The 14,712-nt window shown below is 71.4% G+C and carries 18 protein-coding genes; 12 read left to right on the top strand and 6 right to left on the bottom strand.

The window, feature by feature from the left end; genetic code table 11:
* Positions 1 to 144: 144 nt before the first annotated feature.
* Together VH969_RS12570 and VH969_RS12565 are read left to right on the top strand one after the other, a co-directional pair.
* The gene (locus VH969_RS12570; RefSeq protein ID WP_331973885.1) at positions 145 to 651 is read left to right on the top strand and encodes a MaoC family dehydratase; all 507 of its coding nucleotides are present in this window, start codon (positions 145 to 147) and stop codon (positions 649 to 651) included.
* A 5-nt stretch (positions 652 to 656) separates the two neighbouring features.
* Positions 657 to 1,775, top strand: coding sequence for a DUF2332 domain-containing protein (locus tag VH969_RS12565; RefSeq protein WP_331973884.1), 1,119 nt, complete (start codon positions 657 to 659; stop codon positions 1,773 to 1,775).
* A 4-nt stretch (positions 1,776 to 1,779) separates the two neighbouring features.
* Here VH969_RS12565 and VH969_RS12560 read toward each other — a convergent pair whose 3' ends face one another.
* Positions 1,780 to 2,184, bottom strand: coding sequence for an NUDIX hydrolase (locus VH969_RS12560; RefSeq protein WP_331973888.1), 405 nt, complete (start codon positions 2,182 to 2,184; stop codon positions 1,780 to 1,782).
* Positions 2,185 to 2,366: 182 nt separating this feature from the next.
* Here VH969_RS12560 and VH969_RS12555 point away from each other — a divergent pair, with 182 nt between their 5' ends.
* From VH969_RS12555 to VH969_RS12530, 6 genes are read left to right on the top strand one after another with little or no spacing between them, the layout of a single operon-like run.
* Positions 2,367 to 2,531: a hypothetical protein gene (locus VH969_RS12555; protein WP_331973883.1), complete on the top strand. Its 165-nt coding sequence runs from the start codon at positions 2,367 to 2,369 to the stop codon at positions 2,529 to 2,531.
* 18 nt (positions 2,532 to 2,549) lie between these two features.
* Positions 2,550 to 3,110, top strand: coding sequence for a PH domain-containing protein (locus VH969_RS12550; RefSeq protein ID WP_331973882.1), 561 nt, complete (start codon positions 2,550 to 2,552; stop codon positions 3,108 to 3,110).
* A gap of 26 nt (positions 3,111 to 3,136) precedes the next feature.
* The gene (locus VH969_RS12545) at positions 3,137 to 4,000 is read left to right on the top strand and encodes a PHP domain-containing protein (protein ID WP_331973881.1); all 864 of its coding nucleotides are present in this window, start codon (positions 3,137 to 3,139) and stop codon (positions 3,998 to 4,000) included.
* Positions 3,997 to 4,614 (top strand): MarC family protein, encoded by a 618-nt coding sequence (locus VH969_RS12540; RefSeq protein ID WP_331973880.1) that lies wholly within the window; start codon positions 3,997 to 3,999, stop codon positions 4,612 to 4,614. The genes VH969_RS12545 and VH969_RS12540 overlap by 4 nt, the downstream gene beginning before the upstream one ends.
* Positions 4,615 to 4,665: 51 nt before the next feature.
* On the top strand, positions 4,666 to 5,490 hold the full coding sequence (locus VH969_RS12535) for a RecB family exonuclease (protein WP_331973887.1): 825 nt from the start codon (positions 4,666 to 4,668) through the stop codon (positions 5,488 to 5,490).
* 60 nt (positions 5,491 to 5,550) lie between these two features.
* Positions 5,551 to 5,853, top strand: a complete 303-nt coding sequence (locus VH969_RS12530; RefSeq protein ID WP_331973879.1) for a hypothetical protein — start codon at positions 5,551 to 5,553, stop codon at positions 5,851 to 5,853.
* Between the two features lie 3 nt (positions 5,854 to 5,856).
* Here VH969_RS12530 and VH969_RS12525 read toward each other — a convergent pair whose 3' ends face one another.
* From VH969_RS12525 to VH969_RS12515, 3 genes are all read right to left on the bottom strand, one after another.
* Positions 5,857 to 6,732 (bottom strand): alpha/beta fold hydrolase, encoded by an 876-nt coding sequence (locus tag VH969_RS12525; protein ID WP_331973878.1) that lies wholly within the window; start codon positions 6,730 to 6,732, stop codon positions 5,857 to 5,859.
* A gap of 69 nt (positions 6,733 to 6,801) precedes the next feature.
* Positions 6,802 to 8,196 carry an Rv3212 family protein gene (locus VH969_RS12520; RefSeq protein ID WP_331973877.1) on the bottom strand — a complete coding sequence of 465 codons (1,395 nt, stop codon included), beginning with the start codon at positions 8,194 to 8,196 and terminating at the stop codon, positions 6,802 to 6,804.
* Positions 8,197 to 8,202: 6 nt separating this feature from the next.
* Positions 8,203 to 9,864: a DEAD/DEAH box helicase gene (locus VH969_RS12515; protein ID WP_414638491.1), complete on the bottom strand. Its 1,662-nt coding sequence runs from the start codon at positions 9,862 to 9,864 to the stop codon at positions 8,203 to 8,205.
* Between the two features lie 237 nt (positions 9,865 to 10,101).
* On the opposite strand from VH969_RS12515, the gene VH969_RS12510 reads away from it, so the two are divergent.
* Both VH969_RS12510 and VH969_RS12505 read left to right on the top strand, forming a co-directional pair.
* A complete protein-coding gene (locus tag VH969_RS12510; RefSeq protein WP_331973876.1) occupies positions 10,102 to 10,773 on the top strand; it encodes a ferritin-like fold-containing protein in 672 nt (223 codons plus the stop codon).
* A 40-nt stretch (positions 10,774 to 10,813) separates the two neighbouring features.
* Positions 10,814 to 11,038 (top strand): DUF3107 domain-containing protein, encoded by a 225-nt coding sequence (locus VH969_RS12505; RefSeq protein ID WP_331973875.1) that lies wholly within the window; start codon positions 10,814 to 10,816, stop codon positions 11,036 to 11,038.
* A gap of 154 nt (positions 11,039 to 11,192) precedes the next feature.
* Here the strand turns inward: VH969_RS12505 and VH969_RS12500 are convergent, their stop codons facing one another.
* Both VH969_RS12500 and VH969_RS12495 read right to left on the bottom strand, forming a co-directional pair.
* On the bottom strand, positions 11,193 to 11,906 hold the full coding sequence (locus VH969_RS12500; protein ID WP_331973874.1) for a TetR/AcrR family transcriptional regulator: 714 nt from the start codon (positions 11,904 to 11,906) through the stop codon (positions 11,193 to 11,195).
* Between the two features lie 266 nt (positions 11,907 to 12,172).
* Positions 12,173 to 12,826 (bottom strand): TetR/AcrR family transcriptional regulator, encoded by a 654-nt coding sequence (locus VH969_RS12495; RefSeq protein ID WP_331973873.1) that lies wholly within the window; start codon positions 12,824 to 12,826, stop codon positions 12,173 to 12,175.
* 121 nt (positions 12,827 to 12,947) lie between these two features.
* Between VH969_RS12495 and VH969_RS12490 the strand changes: the two genes are divergently transcribed.
* Both VH969_RS12490 and VH969_RS12485 read left to right on the top strand, forming a co-directional pair.
* Complete coding sequence (locus VH969_RS12490; RefSeq protein WP_331973872.1) at positions 12,948 to 13,934, top strand: alpha/beta fold hydrolase; 987 nt, start codon at positions 12,948 to 12,950, stop codon at positions 13,932 to 13,934.
* 52 nt (positions 13,935 to 13,986) lie between these two features.
* A partial coding sequence (locus tag VH969_RS12485) for a DUF3152 domain-containing protein (RefSeq protein ID WP_331973871.1) occupies positions 13,987 to 14,712 on the top strand: 726 nt, incomplete at its 3' end.

Genomic DNA, 14,712 nt, shown 5'->3' with positions numbered 1-14,712 from the left:
CTGCTGATCGGCGAAGGCACCGCAGACATCCAGCGGATGATCATCGGACGTCGGCTGCTCGAGGATTACAAGCTGCGCTGAGGCTCCCTGCCACGGCTGGCGACTTCGGCGGTTCGGATCACGGAAGGCGAGTGAGGGCGGATCATGCAGTTCGGGCGATGCTACGAGGAGTTCGAGATCGGTGCGACGTACCAGCACTGGCCGGGCAAGACGGTCACGGAGTACGACGACCACCTGTTCTGCCTGCTCACGATGAACCACCACCCGCTGCACCTGGACGCGAACTACGCCGAGAACACCACGGACTTCGCCAAGAACGTCGTGGTGGGCAACTACATCTACTCGCTGCTGCTCGGCATGTCCGTGCCGGACGTCTCAGGCAAGGCGATAGCGAACCTCGAGATCGAGTCGTTGCGGCACGTGAAGCCGACGTTCCACGGCGACACGATCTACGGCGAGACCGAGGTGCTCGAGAAGACGCCGTCGAAGTCCAAGGACGACCGCGGCGTGGTGTACGTGGAGACCCGCGGGTACAAGCAGGACGGCACGGTCGTCTGCGTCTTCCGCCGCAAGGTGATGGTCCCCAAACGTTCGTACGGCGAGGCCAGGGGAGGCGAGCAGCCGGGCCGTCCGGAGCCTGCGGCAGACTAGGCGCCATGGCCGCCGCGTCGCTGGAGGAGATCCGCCACCACCTGCGATGGTTCGCGGACCAGCACGCGGCGCAGACCTCCCCGCTGTACAGCCATCTGGCCGGGCACGCGTCGGACGACGACGAGATCGCGGGCCTGCTCACCGCCGCCCCGACCCCCGAGGCGGTCAGCGCCACGCTGCTGCTCGCCGCCGTGCAGCGGGTGCTGCAGTCCGAGCCGTTCCACGAGCTGACGAACTACTACCCGTCGCTCGGCGGGACCTACGGGCCCGACGCCGCCCTGTGGCCCCTGTTCCGCTCGTTCGTCCTGGCGCGTGCCGACCGCGTGCGCGGGCTGATCGCGAACCACGTGACGCAGACCAACGAGGTCCGCCGCGCCGCGCTGCTCTACCCGGCGGTGACGCTCGCCGCGAAGCAGGCGGGCAAGCCGGTCGGCCTGCTCGAGGTCGGCACCAGCGCCGGCCTGCTGCTCGGCATCGACACCTACGCCTACCGCTACCAGACCCAGCAGGCGGGCCAGCTCGCCGCGGGGCCGCCTCGCGCGCCGGTCGGGCTGCACTGCGCGCTGGAGCTGGCGCCCGGCGCGACGCTGCCGTCGATCCCGAAGCGGCTTTCCACCGTGACGAAGATCGGGCTGGACGCGAACCCGGTCGACCTGACCGACGAAGAGCAGTACGCCTGGCTCGAGGCATGCATCTGGCCCGACCAGCCGGAGCGCCTGCGGCTCTTCGGCGCGGCCGCGGCCGCCCAGCGCAAGGCGCCGCCGGAGCTCGTGGCCGGCGACGCGGTCGACGACCTCGCCGCGGTGGCCGGCCGCATCCCGGCCGACGTGCCGCTGGTGGTGCTGACGAGCAACGTGCTGTGGCTGTTCACCGCCGAGCGCCGTCGCGCCTTCGTCGACGCGCTGGCCGACCTGGCCGCGGTCCGGCCACTGTGGTGGGTGAGCCACGAGGGCTACCTGGGTGGCCTGGACCTGCTCCTGCCCGACCGTGACGACCTGCGGGCGGGCGACGGCGAGCAGGTCTTCGGCGTCCTGGGCCTGGTCCGCTGGTCCGGCGGGCGGCCCGCGGCGACCGCACTGGCCAAGACGTCCCTGCACGGCGAGCGCATGGAGTGGCTCGCGTAGGCGCCTAGCTTCGCGGCAGCACGTCCCATTCGCGCAGCGTGTCCGCCAGCTGTGCGACCAGCTCGCCGCTCGCCTCCAGCGCCGCGAACTCCGCCCGGCCGACCCAGGCGGCGCCGTCCGCGTCGTCGCCCGGCGCGAGCGAGCCGCCGACGACCTCGGCCGCGTAGTCGAAGATCTCGTACACCCCGCCCGGCGCCGGCCGCTCGACCCGGCCGACGAGCACGCCCGCGCGGATCGTCAGGCCGGTCTCCTCCAGCAGCTCACGCGCCACGGCCTGTTCGTCCGTTTCGCCCGCTTCGACCCGGCCGCCGGGCAGCGACCAGAGCCCGCGGCCCGGCGCGTGCCCTCTCTTGATCAGCAACAGTCGCCCCGCTGTGTCATGGACGACCGCGCCGACGCACCTGATCATCGGAATGCGAGCACCGGTCACGAACACACAGCGTAGCCAATTTCGCGTACCACACCGGTCGCCTGCCCCCAAGAGCGGGACTCCCCTCCCGTTCTCCAGCGCCGTGCGGTACAAGTGTGTCAGGGTGGTTTTCGTTCAACAACCTACGATCACGGAACGCGTGGGACACGGAGTAGCTCGCGGTGAATGTCAAGAAGGTTCTGATAATTTCCGGCGCGGCGTTGATTGTGTTCTTCCTGGTGACTCAGCCAGTCCAGTCCGCGGCGCTCGTGACGTCCATCCTCAACACGCTCAAGGACGCCGCCGAAGCGGTGATCACGTTCGTCCGTTCGGTCTTCCAGACCTGATCCGAGTACGGTCGAATCATGTTCGCGCCACGCGATCCTGACGAGTACCTGCTCGACTCGGAGCGCCGGGTCATCCGGGTACGCCTGCACTGGGGCTGTCTCGCCTGGGACATCTTCGAGGCGGTCGCGCTGCTCGCGGTCGCGCTCATGGTGTCCTACCTGCTGCCGCCCGCGATGTGGTTGGTGCAGAACATCCTCTGGTACTTCGCGCTGTTCATCGTCCTGCGGTTCACCTACAAGGTCCTGGTCTGGTGGGTGGAGCGGATCGTGGTCACGGACCAGCGGATGATGATGACCACCGGCATCATCACGACCAAGGTGTTGATGATGCCGATCAGCAAGGTCACCGACCTCACCTACGAACGTCCGCTGATGGGCCGGATCCTGGGCTACGGCACGATGATCGTGGAGTCGGCCGGTCAGATCCAGGCGCTGAACCGGTTGTCCTACCTGCCCAAGGCCGAGCAGGTCTACGACGCGATCTCCGAGCTCGTCTTCGGTGACAAGGAAGCGCAGAAGGCGCGCTTCTCGATGATCAAGGCGCAGCGGCTGGCCAAGCGCAAGCCGATGGTGGGCTGAGCGGACCACTCACGTCTAATGGGCACGTGAGGATCGACCTGCACACGCACTCGACGGCGTCGGACGGCACCGACAGCCCGGCCGAGCTGATCGCCAACGCGGCGGCCGCCGGCCTGGACGCGGTCGCGATCACCGACCACGACACCACGTCTGGCTGGGCCGAGGCGCGTGCCGCACTGCCGGCCGGGCTGCGGCTGGTCCGCGGCGCCGAGCTGTCGTGCCGATCGCCCGACGGCCGTGGCGGCTACTGCACCGTGCACCTGCTGGCCTACCTCTTCGACCCGGACGCCGAGGCCGTCGTCGCCGACCACGCGCGCGCCCGCGCGCAGCGGCGCAGGCGGCTCGCGACGATGGCGGGCCGGATGGCCGAGGACGGCTTCCCGGTCGACGCGGACGAGCTGCTCGCGGAGCTGCCGGAGGACTCGACCGCGGGCCGCCCGCACATCGCGATGGCGCTCGTGAAGGCAGGCGTGGTGTCCACTGTGGACGAGGCGTTCGAGCGGTTCCTCAACGACCGCGGGCGCTACTACGTGCCGAGCTCGCGCACCCCGGTCGAGTCGTCGATCGAGACGATCAACAGCGCCGGCGGCGTGACCGTGCTCGCGCACGCGTTCGCGCACCACCGCGGGCCGACGGTCACCGCCGAGGTGATCAAGGAGCTGGCCGGCCTCGGCATGGCGGGCGTGGAGGTCGACCACCCGGACCACGACGCGGAGGCGCGCGCCCGGCTGCGCGCGCTGGCCGAGGACCTCGACCTGATCATGACCGGCTCGAGCGACTATCACGGGACGAACAAGGTCCTGCGGCTCGGCCAGGAGACCACGGCACCGGAGATGCTCGACGCGATCGCCGCGCGCGCCACCGGCGTAGAGATCGTCACGGCCTCGTGAACCTCTTCGACGCGCGCCTCTTCGCGGAGGTGGCGATCACCCTTGTCGTGATCATGGATCCGCCGGGCACGGTGCCGGTGTTCCTGAGCCTCGTCGGCCGCCGGCCACGGCCCGCTCGGCTGCGCGCCGCGCGCCAGGGCGTGCTGGTCTCGCTCGGCGTGATCACGCTGTTCGCGGTCGGCGGTGAGGCGATCCTCTCCTACCTCCACATCGGGATCCCGGCGCTGCAGGGCGCGGGCGGGCTGCTCCTGCTGCTGATCGCGCTGGACCTGCTGACCGGGCGCGACGCCGCACAGCCCCAGGCGGTCGACGACGTCAACGTGGCGCTGGTGCCGCTCGGCACGCCGCTGCTGGCCGGCCCCGGCGCCATCGCGGCGACGATCGTGTTCGTGCGCCAGGCCGGCGGCCACCTCGGCTCGTACCTCGCGCTCGCGTCGGCGATCGTGGCCGTGCACCTCGTGCTGTGGCTGTGCCTGCGCTACTCCGGCGAGCTGATCCGGTTGATCAAGGACAGCGGCATCACGTTGCTCGCCAAGATCGCGGGCCTGCTGCTCGCGGCCATCGCGGTGCAGCTGATCGCGAACTCGGTGCGCGGGTTCGTGGCCGGCGGCTGAGTGTCGGTGGGCTGCTCTACGGTTGACGGCGTGCAACTCGGGTTCGACGCGATGCCGCGCAAGCTGATCAAGGTCACGCCGGCCCGGTTGTCGTCCTGGATGGACTGCCCGCGCCGGTTCCGGATGGCCTACCTCGACCGCCCGACGCCGCCGCGCGGGGGCGCGTTCGCGCACAACACGCTCGGCGCGGTGGTGCACAACGCGTTACGGGCCTTCTTCGAGCTGCCCGTGCGCCGCCGCACGCCCGAGGCCGCGGCCGCGCTCGTGGGCACCAACTGGACCGACGAGGGCTTCGCGGGCCCGGTCCAGGCGGCGACCTACCGGGATCTCGCGGCCGGCTGGGTGGCGGACTACGTCAAGGAGATCGACGTCGCCGACGACCCGATCGGCCTCGAGCGCTGGGTGTCCGCCCCGATCGGCACGATCGTCGCCGAGGGCCGGGTGGACCGCATCGACGAGCGCGACGGCGAGCTCGTGATCGTCGACTACAAGACCGGCCGGACGGCGCTGACCACCGACGACGCGCGTGCGTCGCAAGCGCTTGCCCTGTACGCCCTCGCCGCGCGGCGCACGTTGCGCCGGCCGTGCCGCCGGGTGGAGCTGCACCACCTGCCGAGCGGGACCGTGGCGGCGTGGGAGCACACCGAGGACTCCCTGACCAGGCATCGGACGCGGGTGGAGGAGGCGGCCGAGGAGTTCAACCTGGCGACGGATACCCTCAATGCCGGCGGCGATCCGGATGTTTTGTTTCCGCCGCAGGTGGGTAGGCAATGCGCCTGGTGTGACTTTCGACGCAGCTGCCCCGAGGGCCAGGCAGCCGGCCCGCAGGCCGAGCCCTGGTCGCTGCTCGCTCGCGCCGACGAGGTGAAGGGATGATCCGTGTCAGAGAACTCGCCCACGGTGCCCCTGGCGACTTCCGGCGACACGACAGTGGCCTTGGCCGCTGAACCTCCCCGCGAACGCCCGCGACGCGGCGGATTCGGCCGCGAGCTGGCCGGCGCGCTGGCCGTGGGCCTGTCGGTGCTCGCGATCGTGGTGGTGGTCTTCCAGGTGCTGGCCTGGATCCGCGGCGTGCCCGGCCCCGGCGCGACGATGGTCGGCGGTCACCTCGGCGCGGCCGTGCTCGCCGTCCTGGTGCAGCGCGTGGCCGACAAGAACGAGGGCGTGCTGGCCGGTCTCGCGGCGCTGGCGGTCGTGGCGATCACCGGAGTCACGATGTGGCTCCTCTGGTGGTCGTGACGCTCAGGAAGCCAGCCAGGACCGCCACGTAGGAATCAGCGTCGCCAGGAGCTCGGCCGGGTTCTCCGTGTTGGGCGAGTGACACGCGCCGGGAATCACGGCGAAGTCCGCGTCCAGCCGGTCGGCCATGTCCCGCTGCGCGGATACCGACCACGCGTCGTCGCCCTCGCCGCACACCACCAGGCACGGCACGCCGTCCTGGTGCAGCGTCCGCGCCAGCGACGACACCAGGTCCGGCTCGCTGCGCAGCGCCCGCGCCTTGCCCAGCAGCGCCGCCGGCACCGAGCGGACGAACCGCTCCCGCAGCAGCATCCGCAGCTCCGGCGAGATCGCCCGCTGCGTGTCCAGCTGCTCGCGCAGCCGCTGCGCCGCCTCGATGCCGTGCTCCCGCATGGCCGGCTCACCGATGTCCAGCGCCTGCCGGCGGAAGCCGTCGGGCAGCTCACCCGGACCGGAGTCCATCAACGTCAGCCCGGCCACCGGCGCGTCCGCCAGCACGGCGCCACGAGCCACCAGGCCGCCGTACGAGTGGCCGAGCAGGACGACCTGGTTGCCCTCGGCCGCGAGCTTGCCGACCAGCTCCGCGATCACCATGCCCAGCGGCGCCGGCAGGTACGCGTCCTCGTCGTCGGGTCCGCCGGACTCGTACTGGCCAGGCATGTCGATGGCGATCGCGTCGAAGCCCGCGTCCGTGATCGGGTCCAGCAGCGGGGCGAAGTCCTCCTTGGACCCCGTGTACCCCGGCACCAGCAACGCGGTCGGCGGCGGGTCGCCCGCGGCCGCGGACTTCGCGTACAGCGCGGCGATGGGTCCGTACCGGCCGGGCAGATCGATCCGGCTACCCCGGTGGGGACTGATCTGCGACGGCGGCTGCTGCACACTCCGAGTGTGCCTCACGACGCCTGGTGGCGCTGTAGAGCGGAGGTGAACTGTGACACTCCGTGATGTTCAGCGCATCGCGACCAGCGTGTCGCCACGCTGCTCGTACACCATCGGACCGAGCGTCGACATCGCGATCGGTCCGGCGTAGTCACCGCGGTCGACGGGCAGCGTGCCGACCGGCTTGCCGGTCGCGGGCTTGAGGACGCGCAGCCCGTTCTTCACCGGGACGAGCATCTGGCCGGCGAACATGGTGCCCGGCCCGAGCGCGCCGTCGACGGTCCACAACGGACTCAGATCGCCCCGGGACAGCGCGATCGTCTTCGAGCCCGTGTACCAGTAGACCGCGACCGGTGTGGTGGCCGTCGCCACGACGTGGTCCACCGGCTCGTTCGCGAGGTCACCGGGGCCCAGCGACAGCGGGTAGCTGGCGGCCTGCTCGCCCTTCTCGTTCAGCACGATCAGCCGTGCCGGGTTCGGCTCGACGACCGCCGTGCACTGCTGCACGTCCTCCTCGTCGGCCGGGTTGAGGCGGCACTCGTCGGTCATCGCGACCACCCGCGAGCCGTTGGCCACCCCGACGCTCGCCACGACCTCCGGCTTCTCCGAGTCGTTGTTGCCGGTCGCCCGGTACACCGTGAGCCGGTCGCCGCCGTCGTCCGGGCAGTCCTCGACGACCGCGATCCGCGACTGCACGACCGCCACCGTGTGGTACTCGCAGCCGGTCCGCGGCTGCTTGTCCGGGTTGACCACGGCCGGCACCTGGCCGTACTCCATGGTCTGCACCAGGTCCGACCGCCACGTCGTCAGCAGCCGGTCGCCGGTGGTCGTCACGTAGCTGCCGTCGAACAGCAGCCGCGTGCCGAGCTCGGCGTCGGAGTTTCGCTCGCCCAGGTCGGGCTTGTCCCGCTGCTCGCCGGCCCGCGGCTGCTTTCCGCGCCTGCCGGTGGCCGGGTCGAGCGCGGTCACCTCGCTGCAGCCGCCGGCCGCGCGCGGGTCGTCCGACGGCAGCAAGTTGTCCGACTTCTCATACACCGCGATCGCCATCGACCACGCCGAGGTCAGCGTGCACAACGGCAGGTCGCGGCTGTACCGCCAGCGGGGCTTGCCGCTGATCGGGTCCCGGCCGACGACGTCCTGGCCGTCGCCGGTCACCACCGCCGGGCCGATCGTGACCGGCGTCGGCGTCGCCGGGCTCCTCGCCCGCCACGTCTCGCCGAGCGAGGGCGGGAACGCCGTGGGGCGACCCGGCGTGGGCGCCGGGCCGGCGTAGGTCTGCGCCGTGGTCGCGCGGATGTCGCTGCTCAGCCACACGAGCAGCCCGGCGACGAGCGCGACGACCGCGATGAGCGCCGCCACGACGACGTCCCGTCTGCGCGTGAAGCGGGTGCGCACGACCGGCTCGGGCCGGTCCGGGTCCGCGCCCGGTTCGAGCACGTCCTCGTCCCCGAAGTGGTGCGTCACGGGGTGTCAGTCTGCCGAAGGCGCTGTTTCGCTCGCGTTCGGTGTCTCCGGCACGTCGACCCCACCCCGGCTGCGCCGCCGGCGCCTGCGGGCCGGACGGTCGGAGCGGCCGGCCGGCGAGGTGCCGGACGTCTCGGCCGCGGGTTCGGCCTGCTGGCTCTCCCCGCCGCGGCTGCGCCGCCGGCGCCGCCGCCGCGGCTCGCCGGACTCGCCGTCGCCGGTCCGCGGGCTCTCGCCGTTGCTCTCGCTCGCGACGCCGCTCTTGACCCCGCTCTTGACCCCGTTACGGCGGCGCCGGTTGCGCCCGCGGCGGCCCTTGCCGTCCAGGTCCTCTTGGGGCTCCGCGTCCAGGCCGGCCCGCGTCCGCTTGGCCAGCGGCAGCCGGCCGGTCGAACCCTCCGGGATGCCGAGGTCGCTGAACAAATGCTCGGAGGTCGAGTAGGTCTCCACCGGCTCCGGGATGTCCAGGCCGAGCGTGTCGCTGATCAGCTTCCAGCGCGGCTCCTCGTCCCAGTCGACGAGCGTGATCGCCACGCCGGCGCGTCCGGCCCGGCCGGTGCGGCCGATGCGGTGCACGTAGGTGCCGTCGTCCTCGGGGCACTGGAAGTTGATGACGTGTGTGACGTCCTCGATGTCGATGCCGCGGGCGGCCACGTCGGTCGAGATCAGCACGTCGACCTTGCCGGAGCGGAACGCGCGCAGGGACTGCTCGCGGGCGCCCTGGCCGAGGTCCCCGTGCACGGCGGCGACCGCGAAGCCGCGCTCGCCGAGGTCGTCGGCGATCTTCTGCGCGGTCCGCTTGGTGCGGCTGAAGATCATCGTGAGACCGCGGCCCTCGGCCTGCAGCGCGCGGGCGACGACCTCGATCTTGTCCAGCGCGTGCGCCCGGTAGACGAACTGGCGGGTGCGCTCGTGGATCGCGCCCGCGTCGTGCTCCTCGGCGCGGATGTGCGTGGGCTGGCGCAGGAACGTGCGGGCCAGCGTGATGATCGGGCCGGGCATGGTGGCCGAGAACAGCATCGTGTGCCGCTTCTCGGGGACCATCCGCAGGATGCGCTCGATGTCGGGCAGGAAGCCCAGGTCGAGCATGCGGTCGGCCTCGTCGAGGACGAGTGCTTCGACCTTGCCCAGCACCAGGTGGCGCTGCTCGGCGAGGTCCAGCAGCCGGCCCGGGGTGCCGACCACGATGTCGACGCCCTTGCGCAGCGCGTCGATCTGCGGCTCGTACGGGCGGCCGCCGTAGATCGACAGCACCCGGACGCCGAGGTGGCGGCCTGCGTCGGACAGGTCGTGCCAGACCTGCAGACACAGCTCGCGGGTCGGCACGACGACGAGCGCCTGCGGGGTGCCGTCGCCGGGGGTGGTGATCCGCTGGAGCAGCGGCACGCCGAAGCCCAGCGTCTTGCCGGTGCCGGTGCGTGCCTGGCCGATGACGTCCTCGCCGGCGAGCGCCAGCGGGAGCGTCAGCTCCTGGATCGCGAAGGTTCGCTCGATGCCGGCCTCGGAAAGCGCCTTGACGATCTCCGCGCGGACGCCGAACTCGGCGAACGTGGGGGAGTCGTCGCGGACGGGCGCGCCGGCCTGGAGTGGATGAGACGTGTCGGTTTCGGGGACGCCGGCCTCGCTGTGCTCCAGCTGAACGGCGTCCACATCGGATGTGTCGTTGATGAGCTTCTCTCCCTTGGTCCAGCGCGCTCCGCCCTGGACGAGCCGCTCGACCGCGCGGATGGCGCGGGAGCGCCGGCGAGGCGCGCACACCCTCTTGTACGCGGCTTGGAAAAGCTCGCGTCCTGGTCAGTCTACCCGGGCGTAGGTCCGGATAGTCTCTGGGCTCGTGAGCGAGCTTGCGAGCGAACCATGTCACAGGGCGGCCGCGAGCGGCCGCTCGGAGCCTGAGGAGCGGTCGTGAGCGGTGCTGGTGAGGCGCGTACGGACAAGGCGATCGACCAGGGGATCGTCGACCTGCTCGGCGTGCTGGCCTACGGCGAGCTCTCCGCGTTCGACCGGCTCTCCGAGGACGCGCGCACGGCACCCACGCTGCCCGGGCGCGCCGCGCTGTCGGAGATGGCCGCGGCGGAGATCGGCCACTACACCCGGATCGAGCGCTTCCTCGCCGAGCACGACGTGGACGTGCAGGACGCGATGCGCCCGTTCATCGGGCACTTCGACACCTGGCACGCCTCGACCGCGCCCCGATCCTGGCTGGAGTCGCTGGTCAAGGCGTACGTGGGCGACGGGCTCGCGGCCGACCTGTACCGCGAGATCGCCAACTGGGTCGACGAGGAGACCGGCGCGCTCGTCCACGAGGTGCTCGCGGACACCGGGCACTCCGCGTTCGCCGAGCGCGAGGTGCGGGCGGCCATCGAGCAGGACCGGACCGTGCGCGACCGGCTCACGCTGTGGGGGCGGCGGCTGCTCGGCGAGGCGTTGACGCAGGCCCAGTACGTCGTGGCCGAGCGGGACGGGCTCGCGGAGCTGATCGTGACCGGAACGGGCGACCTCGCGGGAATCGCGGCGCTGTTCCGGCGGTTGCAGCAGGCACATGGCAGGCGGATGTCCGCACTGGGACTCGGCTAGCCTTACTGGGACAACGTTCGTTTGCGAGGCGGAGGTCTTCGTGGAGGTCAAGGTCGGAGTCGCGGACACCGCGCGGGAGCTGGTGCTGAACAGCGACCAGACGCCCGAGGAGATCGAGTCGCTCGTCGCGTCCGCGTTGAAGGACTCCGCCGGCACGCTCAGCCTGATCGACGACAAGGGCCGGCGGTTCGTGGTCCCGTCCGCGCGGGTCGCCTACGTGGAGATCGGTACGGCCGACACCCGCCGCGTGGGCTTCGCCACATAGCGGTCCGCCTCCCCGGAATTTCAAGTGTCGGTCGCGTTCCGGGGCTGGGTGTGGGTTCGTGGGTGGTTAGCGGCTGGGTGGCATCACGGTCCCCTGAGGTTCCGTTGATCGGGTTCCTCACTTCGCGCACAAAGATCTGCGGCCGTCTTGGGTGCTAGCCGGCGTCGTCTGCGCGGAGCTTGACCACCTTGTTGACCGCGAGCGGCTTGTTCGGGTCCAGGGCGATGCCGCGTGCGCGGGTGAAGCCGTCGATCGCGGACCAGATGATCTGGGTCAGGTACTCGACCACCGCGTCCCGGTTCATCGTGCGGCGCTCGAGCCACCACTCGCTGACGTTCTGCACCATGCCGACGATGCCGTGCGCCCACGGCTCGGCGCCGCCGGAGTCGATGTCCAGCGAGCGCAGGTAGTCGCCCAGCAGGGCGGACAGCGCGTTGGCGATGAGTTCCTTGTCCTCGGCCACGATGTCCTGCTCGACCCGGGCCTTGGCGAACGAGCGCCGGACGAGGACGCGGTAGAGGTTCGGGTGCTCCTCGACGGTGGAGAAGAAGGCGTCGAGGCTCTTGCGGATGCGGGGGACCGGCGCCTCCTCGTTGTTCATCGCGGGGATGAGCCGGTCGAAGAGGATCTCCGTGCCGCGCTGCCCGAGCGCGACGAACAGGTCGGCCTTGTCGGTGAAGTGGCGGTACAGCACGGGTTTCGTGACCCCGGCCTCCGCGGCGATCTGGTCCATGCCGACGTCGGGCCCGTGCTCGGCGAGCGCCCGCATGGCGGCGTCGACGAACTCGGCCCGGCGCGCCGCCCGATGCGACCGCCACCGGTCGCGTCGCGCGTCCCCCGTGTTGTCGGAGTCAGTAGGTCCGGACACGCCGCGAACGCTACTCCTGTCGGCCGAACGCCGGATCGCTGCTCGAAGTCCCGGCCACCCGTCCGCCGCGGTTGTCCACAACCACCCGAGCCATCCACAGACACGCCGAAGTCGATCTTCCCGTCACCTGTTCCCGGTACGCTGGAACGTGGGTGGCCCCCCGGAGCGGGTGGGGCTGCGTGCGTGCTGTTGTGTGTGCTGTTGTGTGCGGGGATCGCGGTGTGTGAGGCGGCCGTCGGCGACGCCGCGCGAGGCGTCGGTCCGGGTCAGGGGTTCTGGAGCGGGAAGCCGCCGCCGATGCCCTTCCACGCCAGGGTCGAGATCAGGCCGACGGCGTCGTCCTTGGCCATCGAGCCCTTGTTGGACAGCCACGAGCGCGCCGCCACCTGGCTGATGCCCACCAGGCCCACCGCGAGCAGCGACGCGCGCTCCTCGTCCAGGCCCGCGTCCGCGGTGATCGTCGCCGTGATGGCCCGCACGCAGGCGTCCGTGCCGCGGTCGATGGACGCCTGGACGGCCGGCTCGCCGCGCAGGTCCGACTCGAACACGAGCCGGTACGCCTGGCTCTCGCCGTCGACGAAGTCGAAGTACGCGCTGACCGCGTTGCGCACCCGCAGCTTGTTGTCGCTCGTCGACTCCATCGCGTCGGTGACCCGCTCGATCAGCTCGTCGACGTGCATCTCCAGCAGCGCCATGTAGAGCTCGAGCTTGCCGGGGAAATGCTGGTACAGCACGGGTTTGGACACACCCGCCCGCTCGGCGATCTCGTCCATCGCCGCGGCGTGGTACCCGTTGGCCGCGAACACGTCCTGCGCCGCGGACAGCAGCTGCGCCCGCCGCGCGTTCCGCGGCAGCCGGGCCGCCCGGTTCGCCGGTGTCTGGCCGGTCAGGCCACCGTGTTGTATCGCCGTCTCCGACATGCCGCCTCCCACGCGCGTCCTCTCCTTCCGGGCCGGGGTCACCGGTCCGTGCGGGTGATATGACCTTACTCGTGGGTAACGCCGATCCGCGACGATCGATGCGGTCCCGGATACTGATGGGATGAGTACCCCCGCCGCGACCAGGCCTCCCGTCACCCATGTTCCGCTGTCGGATGCCGTGCTGCCGCCGGTGGACATGTCGATCCCGCCCTGGCCGGGGGAGGACCAGACCTCCGGCGGGGTGACCCTGCACGTGCGGCGGACGCCCGGTCCGGCGGACGCCGACGCCATCGCGGTCTACGTGCACGGCCTGGGCGGCTCGGCGACCAACTGGACCGACCTCGCGGGCCAGCTCGCCACCCGCGTGCCCGGCATCGCGGTGGACCTACCCGGATTCGGCCGCACCGAACCTCCCAAGCACTTCGACTACTCGATGCCCGCGCACGCCGACACGGTCGCCCGGTTCGTCGCGGGCCTGGAGGCCGGCCCGGTGCACCTGTTCGGTAACTCCATGGGCGGCGCGATCGCCATGCTGCTCGCCAAGCGTCACCCCGAGCTCGTGCGCACGCTGACGCTGATCTCGCCCGCGATGCCGGACCTGCGCCCGTACTTCTCGCGCATGTCCGACCCGCGGCTCACGGTCGCCTACCTGCCGGTGATCGGCCCGCCCGTGCGCAAGCGGATGGCCCGCGAGGACGTGGACCGCCGCGTCATGCGGCTTCTTCGCCTGTGCTTCGCCGAGCCCGACCACATCCCCGAGTCCCGCAGGCGCGAGGCCGCCGACGAGTTCGCGGAGCGCGAGCGGCTGGTGTGGGCCAACCCGGCGCTCGCCCGCAGCACGGTCGGCCTGTTCCGCACCTGGCTCGCGCCGCGCTCGCGTTCGCTGTGGACCATCGCGCCGTCGATCGACGTGCCGACGCTCGTCGTCTGGGGCGCCAAGGACAAGCTGGTCACCGTCCGCAAGGCGCCGCGGACGGCCCAGGCCTTCCCGCACGGCAGGTTGCTCGTGCTGCCCAACACCGGCCACGTCGCGCAGATGGAGCGTCCGGGCACGGTGGCCCGCGCGGTACTCGGTATGTGGGAGCGTGCCGAGGCCGGCGAATGGTGAGCGCATCACCTTCAACCGAAGGGCGTGCGCGAACTGTGGCACCCTTGTTGCCGTGACCAAGCGGGTGACCCAGGAACGGTACCGGCCGGGGGCGCGGCGGCCACCGGCACAGCCGCTCGCCGCCTCCTGGCGTCCCACCGGCCAGCCGACACGCGACGAGCTGCGCAAACGCGGATCCCGCCATCGGAAGCGCGGCTTCATGGCGACGTACGGCTGGCGGATCTACGCGATCCCCGTGCTGCTCGCGGTCACCCTGCTGGTGCTGATCCAGACCTACGGCGACGACGGTGCCGCGCCCGGCTCGAGCCAGGCGGTCCAGGGGCAGGCGGGCAAGCAGCCGGCCGGCGACGGCGATGTGGCGCCCAACGTGTCCGAGCAGCCCGCGGTGCCGCCGGCGCTGAACATCCCCACGGCCGAGCTGCCCAAGGGCGCGCCGTACCCGCAGTCCGGCAAGGGCACGTGGACGGTCCTGCCCGGTGCCGGCAAGAAGATCGGCAAGGGCGGCGAGCTGTTCACGTACACGATCGAGGTCGAGAAGGGCATCGACCTCAAGCCGTACGGCGGCAACGATTCCTTCGCCCAGCTCGTCGACACGACGCTCGCGGACCCGCGCAGCTGGGCCGGTACCGGGCAGGTGTCCGTGCAGCGCGTCGACGGCAACGCGAACCCGGACATCCGGATCAGCCTGTCCTCGCCGAACACCACGCACAAGGACGAGTACTGCGGCTACTCGATCAAGTACGAGTCGTCGTGCTGGCGGCGCGACCAGGGCCGGCTG

It is taken from the genome of Actinophytocola sp., from assembly GCF_036555685.1.
In the GTDB taxonomy this organism is placed as follows: Bacteria; Actinomycetota; Actinomycetes; order Mycobacteriales; family Pseudonocardiaceae; genus Actinophytocola.
Note: the sequence above shows the minus strand (reverse complement) of the source record. Positions and strands in the feature narration are given on the sequence as shown.

What these genes read in the sequence shown, in the direction of transcription:
- VH969_RS12560 (WP_331973888.1), bottom strand. Translation starts at nt 2,184, where the DNA reads ATGATCAGGTGCGTCGGCGCGGTCGTCCATGACACAGCGGGGCGACTG.
- VH969_RS12495 (WP_331973873.1), bottom strand. Translation starts at nt 12,826, where the DNA reads ATGTCGGAGACGGCGATACAACACGGTGGCCTGACCGGCCAGACACCG.
- VH969_RS12490 (WP_331973872.1), top strand. Translation starts at nt 12,948, where the DNA reads ATGAGTACCCCCGCCGCGACCAGGCCTCCCGTCACCCATGTTCCGCTG.
- VH969_RS12535 (WP_331973887.1), top strand. Translation starts at nt 4,666, where the DNA reads ATGCCGCGCAAGCTGATCAAGGTCACGCCGGCCCGGTTGTCGTCCTGG.
- VH969_RS12565 (WP_331973884.1), top strand. Translation starts at nt 657, where the DNA reads ATGGCCGCCGCGTCGCTGGAGGAGATCCGCCACCACCTGCGATGGTTC.
- VH969_RS12550 (WP_331973882.1), top strand. Translation starts at nt 2,550, where the DNA reads ATGTTCGCGCCACGCGATCCTGACGAGTACCTGCTCGACTCGGAGCGC.
- VH969_RS12570 (WP_331973885.1), top strand. Translation starts at nt 145, where the DNA reads ATGCAGTTCGGGCGATGCTACGAGGAGTTCGAGATCGGTGCGACGTAC.